This window comes from Deltaproteobacteria bacterium, from assembly GCA_011375175.1.
GTDB lineage: Bacteria > Desulfobacterota > GWC2-55-46 > GWC2-55-46 > DRME01 > DRME01.
Genome location: DRME01000110.1, coordinates 47,067 through 53,429 on the forward strand (window position 1 = coordinate 47,067; position 6,363 = coordinate 53,429).

The 6,363-nt window shown below is 65.9% G+C and carries 6 protein-coding genes; all 6 read right to left on the reverse strand.

Translation table 11 applies throughout. The annotated features are described in order from the left end of the window. Nucleotides 1–88: 88 nt before the first annotated feature. The gene (locus tag ENJ37_09175; protein ID HHL40663.1) at nt 89–946 is read right to left on the reverse strand and encodes a sulfide/dihydroorotate dehydrogenase-like FAD/NAD-binding protein; all 858 of its coding nucleotides are present in this window, start codon (nt 944–946) and stop codon (nt 89–91) included. 123 nt (nt 947–1,069) lie between these two features. Continuing rightward, nucleotides 1,070–1,774 carry a TlyA family RNA methyltransferase gene (locus ENJ37_09180; GenBank protein HHL40664.1) on the reverse strand — a complete coding sequence of 235 codons (705 nt, stop codon included), beginning with the start codon at nt 1,772–1,774 and terminating at the stop codon, nt 1,070–1,072. 1 nt (nt 1,775) lies between these two features. Beyond that, nucleotides 1,776–3,674, reverse strand: coding sequence for a 1-deoxy-D-xylulose-5-phosphate synthase (gene dxs / locus ENJ37_09185; protein HHL40665.1), 1,899 nt, complete (start codon nt 3,672–3,674; stop codon nt 1,776–1,778). Between the two features lie 21 nt (nt 3,675–3,695). Further along, nucleotides 3,696–4,586, reverse strand: coding sequence for a polyprenyl synthetase family protein (locus ENJ37_09190; GenBank protein ID HHL40666.1), 891 nt, complete (start codon nt 4,584–4,586; stop codon nt 3,696–3,698). A 625-nt stretch (nt 4,587–5,211) separates the two neighbouring features. Beyond that, nucleotides 5,212–5,412, reverse strand: coding sequence for a cold-shock protein (locus tag ENJ37_09195; protein ID HHL40667.1), 201 nt, complete (start codon nt 5,410–5,412; stop codon nt 5,212–5,214). 204 nt (nt 5,413–5,616) lie between these two features. After that, the gene (locus ENJ37_09200; protein ID HHL40668.1) at nt 5,617–6,324 is read right to left on the reverse strand and encodes a divergent polysaccharide deacetylase family protein; all 708 of its coding nucleotides are present in this window, start codon (nt 6,322–6,324) and stop codon (nt 5,617–5,619) included. Nucleotides 6,325–6,363: the final 39 nt, after the last annotated feature.

A 6,363-nucleotide genomic window follows, 5' to 3' on the forward strand; every position in this document is an offset into this window, starting at 1 on the left:
TGAACCGCAGGGAATTGAAAGTCTTTGAAGGGGGTCCGGGGGAAACATGGGCCTGTGGCCCTTCTACAGAAAGTTTCCCCCAGGGTAATCAAAGATTTTCGCGTTCGTAGCAGCGCGGTCCCTCGTGGTATGTGAACTCGTCCATGGCCATGCGTTCTTCCTTGAGGTAGCTGCGGTTGCGGCGTATGAGCTCGTCGAAGTCCACTTTGTGGCCGTCGAACTCGGGGCCGTCGACGCAGACGAACTCCGTCCTGCCGCCGATGGTGACCCTGCAGGCGCCGCACATGCCCGTGCCGTCGACCATGATGGGGTTGAGGCTCACCATGGTGTGGATGCTGTAGGGCCTTGTCACCTCGCTCACGGCCTTCATCATCGGTATGGGGCCTATGCCGATGCAGAAGTCCATGGAGCGGCCCTCGTCGATCATGTTCTGGAGGACCTGGGTCACGAATCCGTGGTGGCCGTAGGAGCCGTCGTCGGTGGTGACGAGCAGCTCATCGCTCGCCGAGCGCATCTCGTCCTCGAGGATGAGGAGCCCCTTGTTGCGCGCGCCTATGATGGATACGACGGTGTTGCCCGCGGCGCGCAGGGCCTTGGCTATGGGCAGAAGCGGCGCAACCCCTATGCCTCCGCCCACGCATACGGCCGTGCCGAAGTTCTCTATGTGCGTGGGCTTTCCGAGGGGGCCGACCACGTCGAGGATTCGGTCTCCCTTGACCATGTCGCCGAGCTGGGTCGTCGTCTTGCCCACCTCCTGGACGATGATCGTGATGGTCCCCTCGCCGGTGTCGGAGTCGACGATGGTGAGCGGGATCCTCTCGCCGTGCTCGTCGAGACGGAGCAGGACGAACTGACCGGCCCTGCGTTTGGCGGCGATCCTCGGCGCCCTGATCCTGTAGAGATAGACCGTGTGGGCCAGCTCGACCTTTTCTGTTATCTCGTACATGGAAACGCTACGCTCCTTTCCTGTTGTGGCGCGGCCCGGGGCGGCGCCCAAAGAAGATACGAGACCGCCTCTTCCCCCCATGCCGGTCCGAAAGGCAAGGCCGACGAAGAAAGGCGCCTCCCTTCAGGCGGCGAAGAGGACCCAGAACTCAACGTTGCCCTTCGCCCCCCTTATGGGCGAGGGTGTCGTGCCGAGGCAGCGAAACCCAAGCGCAAGGCCGCAACCCTTTATTTTCTCGACAACGGCCCTGTGCTTTGCCGGGTCCCTGACGACGCCGCCCTTTTCGACCTGCCCCCTGCCCACCTCGAACTGGGGCTTCACCAGCGCAAGCACCCTTGCGCCGGGCGCAAGGAACTCCCTCACCTTCGGCAGGACCTTTTCGAGCGAGATGAAGGAGACGTCTATGACCGCCAGGTCGATGGGGTCGGTTACGGCGTCCCGTGCGAGGTTGCGGACGTTCACGCCCTCGAGTAGACGGACCCGCCCGTCGCGGCGGAGCCGCCAGTCCAGGAGCCCCCGGCCCACGTCCACGGCCCAGACCGCGGCCGCGCCCCGCTGGAGGAGGCAATCGGTGAAGCCCCCGGTGGAGGAGCCCACGTCCATGGCCCTAAGGCCCCTCACATCGAGGCCGAAGCGGTCGAGCGCCCCCTCGAGCTTGAGCCCCCCGCGGCTTGCGTAGCGCGGCCCCTCCTTGATCTCTATGCGGCAGTCCGCCCGATACTCGCGGCCCGGCTTGTCGGCCACGGCGCCGTCCACCACGACGCGTCCCGCCATTATAAGAGCGCGGGCCTTCTGGCGGCTCTCCACGAGCCCCCGCTCCACGAGCATCCTATCGATGCGCGACTTTTCTCGCACCGCCGCCAAGGCCCGCAAAGAGCAGCGCCGCCCGCTCTATGCCCGCGGCGTCGAGGCCCAGCATGGCCCTAAGCTCCTTCTGCCCGCCGTGCTCTATGTAGCGGTCGGGGACGCCGAGTCTCCTTACGGGCAGGTGGATGTCCCTCGACTCGAAGAGCTCGAGCACCGCCGAGCCGAAGCCTCCCTGCAGCGCGCTCTCCTCGACGGTGAGCACCCGTCCCGTCGCCTCGGCGGCCTCTATTATCGTCTCCTCGTCCAGGGGTTTTACGAACCTCGCGTTCACGACGGCCGCCGAGATCCCGGCGGCCTCCAGCGCCTCGGCCGCCTCCATGGCCGGATGGACCATGGAGCCCAGGGCGATGATGGTGAGGTCCCCGCCCTCCCGCATGAGCTCGGCGCTGCCCGGCCGTATCTCGCGCAGCGGTCCCGAGAGGTCCGCCCCCACGCCCTCGCCCCTCGGATAGCGTATGGCCGTGGGAGCGCCGTAACCGACGGCCGAGTGGAGCAGGTGGCGCAGCTCGCCTTCGTCCCTCGGAGCGGCCACCACCATGTTGGGCAGGTGGCGCAGGTAAGAGACGTCGAAGAGGCCGTGGTGGGTGGGACCGTCGGCGCCGACCAGGCCGGCGCGGTCCATGGCTATGACCACGGGCAGCCCCTGGAGCGCCACGTCGTGGAAGACCTCGTCGTAGGCCCTCTGCAGGAAGGTTGAGTATATGGCCGTAACGGGCCGCAACCCCTCCTTGGCGAGCCCTCCGGCAAAGGTCAGGGCGTGCTGCTCGGCTATGCCCACGTCGAAGAACCTCTCGGGGAACTCCTCGGCGAAACGCGAAAGCCCCGTGCCCTCGGGCATGGCCGCCGTTATGGCCACGACCCGCTCGTCACGGCGGGCGAGCTCGATGAGGGTGGAGCTGAAGACCTCGGTGTAGGTGGGGGCCGACTTGCCGCCCCTGCTGCCCGTGGAGGCGTCGAAGGGACCGACGCCGTGGAAGCACGAGGGATTGCGCTCGGCGGGCTCGTAGCCCTTGCCCTTGGTCGTAAGGGCGTGGACGAGCACCGGCCCCTCGAGCTCGCTGACGGCGTTGAAGGTCTCCACCAGCGACGGGATGTCGTGACCGTCCACGGGACCGACGTAGTGGAAGCCGAGCCCCTCGAAGAGCATGCCCGGCGTAAAGAGCGTCATGAGCGAGTCCTCGGCCCGCTTGGCGAAGTCCATGATCCTGTCGCCTATCATGGGTATGGACTTTATGAATATCTCGATCTCTTTCCTGAGCCTCATGGCGAAGCGCCCCGTGATCTTGCGGCTTAAGAAGGAAGAGAGGGCGCCCACGTTGCGCGAGATGCTCATCTCGTTGTCGTTGAGCACGACGATGAGGTCTTTTTTCAGGTGGCCCGCCTGGTTGAGCCCCTCGAAGGCGAGCCCCGCCGTCATGGAGCCGTCGCCTATGACGGCTATGACCTTGTTGTCGCCGCCCGAGAGGTCCCGCGCCGCCGCCATGCCGAGGGCCGCCGATATGGAGGTTGACGAGTGTCCGGCGACGAAGGCGTCGTAAGGGCTCTCCGAGGGCTTGGGAAAGCCGCTTATCCCGCCGCGCCGGCGAAGCGTGCGGAAGGCCTCGCGCCGGCCGGTCAGTATCTTGTGGGCATAGGCCTGGTGACCGACGTCCCAGATGAGCCTGTCCCCGGGCGCGTCGAAACAGTAGTGGAGCGCCACGGCGAGCTCCACGGCCCCGAGCGAGCTTGCAAGGTGTCCGCCCGTGCGCGCAACGGTCTCCACGATGAGCTCCCTTATCTCGCCGGCCAGTACGGAGAGCTCTTCGAGCGAGAGTCCCTTGAGATCGTCGGGAGCGTCGATCCTGTCGAGAACAACAGCCATCTTCAAGACACCTTTTCCCTCTTACCTGCTTCTTTCCACCATGTAACGGGCCATGGCCCTGAGAGGCTCGGCCCTGTGGTCAAGCCCCTCTATGGCCGCGAGCGCCCGCTCGACGAGCTCCTCCGCCCTGCGGCGCGACTGCTCGACCCCCATGAGCGCCGGGTAGGTGGCCTTGCCCCTCTTTACATCGGCGCCCGCGGTCTTTCCCATGAGCTCGCCGTCGCCCTCCACGTCGAGCACGTCGTCGGCTATCTGGAAGGCCAGGCCCACGGCCTCGCCGTAATCCGTCACGGCTTCGAGCCCCCTGTCGTCGGCCCGGCCGAACATGGCGCCGCACCGCACGGCCGCCCGTATGAGCTCGCCCGTCTTGTGTATGTGTATGTACTCCACGAGCGGCAGCGTCACCTCGCCCCCCTCGCTCTCGATATCGACCATCTGGCCGCCTATCATGCCCTCGCTCCCTGCGGCGCGGGCAACCTCCCTGATGACGCCGACGATCAGGGCCTTGTCGTCCGTGGGCGTGCGGGCGATGATGTCGAAGGCGCAGGTGAGCAGCGCGTCTCCGGCCAGCACGGCCGCCGCCTCTCCGAAGGCCCTGTGGCAGGCGGGACGGCCGCGCCTGAAGTCGTCGTCGTCCATGGCCGGCAGGTCGTCGTGAATGAGCGAGTATGTGTGGATGCACTCGAAGGCGCAGGCCGTGTTCATGGCCTCTTCCTCGGCGCCGCCGAAGGCCCCGGCCGCCGCCAGCACCAGAAGCGGCCTCAGCCGCTTGCCGCCTGCAAAGAGGCTGTAGCGCATGGCCCTGTGCACCGTCTGGGGATAGGCACTCTCCGGCGGCAGCAGCCTCGAGAGCGCATCGTTGACGCGGGCCGCCCCGTCGTTGAAAAAACCTCTCAGATCGAATCCCGTCATCGACCGCCGCCCTTTCGGGACCGTCGCCTCGAAGAAGAAGTGAATGACAATTCAAAGAAAGCCCTGACCAATTGCCCCGGGGGAAACTTTCCGAAAAAGGGCCGCAGGCCCCTCTTCTCCCCGCGGCCCCCTCGTATGTTATGCGGATCTTTGACGGTCCTCTGGAGGTTCGGCCCGCGCCAGGCGGGATTTTTTTACGCCTTTGCGGCCCGAACCTCCAGAGGACCGCCCCCCCCCGGGCAGCTAAAGCGGGCAAGACACCCCCTTCAAAGACTTTCGATTCCCTGCGGTTCCTCCCGATTTTGCTTGCAAAATCGGGAGGAACCGCAGGGCGTTAAAAGTTTTTGGAGGGAGTCTGAGGGAACCTTTTTACAAAAAGGTTCCCTCAGTGCAATAAATCAGAATTCCCCTGAGTAGATGGTAATTCTATCAGATGGGTTGCAAGATTACAAGACCCGGGGGCGGGAGGCCCCCGGCCCCCTCCATGAAAGAAGACCCCCGCCGGCGGAAAGCCGGCGGGGGTCGGAAACAGGGCTTCTGAAAAGCCACCGGCGGCGTCCCCATCCGTCGTCCGCCGCCTCCAGGCCGAGCGTGTCAGAAGACGCGCAACCAGAACTCCCGGAGTTCAGACCCTCACCACGTGGGATGCCTGGGGCCCCTTGGGGCCCTGGACGACCTCGAACTCCACCTCTTCGCCTTCCTTGAGGGTCCTGAATCCCTCGCCCTCGATATTGGAGTAGTGGACGAATATCTCATCGCCCGACTCTTCCTGTATGAATCCGAATCCCTTTGTGTTGTTGAACCACTTCACCTTGCCTTTGGCCATGTTGCGCGTCCTCCTTTCCTTGGGCGATGGGCAAAAGCCCGGCTCGAAAGATCAAGGCCTGGAGGGCCGCCCGCCCGGCGGGGCAAGAGGCCCTCGCGGCCGCAAGTAGCTAAAAGCCCTTGGAAAATATCGACAATCGTAGCAGGGTTGGCAGGGGGTGTCAAGTCTTTTTGGTGGAGCCGGCGCCGCGGCGCAAGCCCCCGATCACCGTGCAAGCGACGAGAGCCTGACGACCGTAACGCCCTGGCGCGCGAGGGCGGGCACCTCCTCCTTGAGGACCTCGATGGTCTCGCTGTAGGGGTGGCCTATGGCGACGGCCGAGCCGTTTCGTCTGGCCAGGCGCACGGCCTCGCGAAGCCGCGCCCGTATGCGGCTCCTGTCGCGTTCGTTGTCGAGAAAGACGCTTCGCTCCACGGTCCTCAGGCCGAGACGGCGGGCCACCCTGGCCGCCACGGTGCGCCCCGAGGTCCTGCTGTCGAGGAAGAAGAAGCCCCGCTCCTTGAGCTCGCGCAGGACGAGCTCCATCAACCGCTCGTTCTCGGTGAAGCGCGAGCCCATGTGGTTGTTGACGCCCGAAAGGTGGGGCACGGCGTCGAGGTCTGCGAGGAGGTTGTCGACGATGTCGCGCTCCGACATGGAGGTCAGGAGGGCGCCGCGGCCTGGGTCGTGGTCCCGGCTGTTTCGCGGCTCCATGGGGAGGTGGAGGATGACCTCCCGGCCCGAGTCGTAGGCCATCTGCGCGGCCCGTCTCGAATGGCGCAGGTGGGGGAGCACGGCGAGCGTGATCGGCGCGTCCACCTCGAGGAGCCCCCGAACGGCATTGAGGTCGTAGCCGAGGTCGTCGATGACGATGGCGAGCCTCGGTCCCCGCGCCGCCGGGGAGGGGGGAGACGGGGGGGGCGGGGACGGCACCGGAAGGGGGCGGGCCTCCCTCTCGGCGGGCGCCGGGAC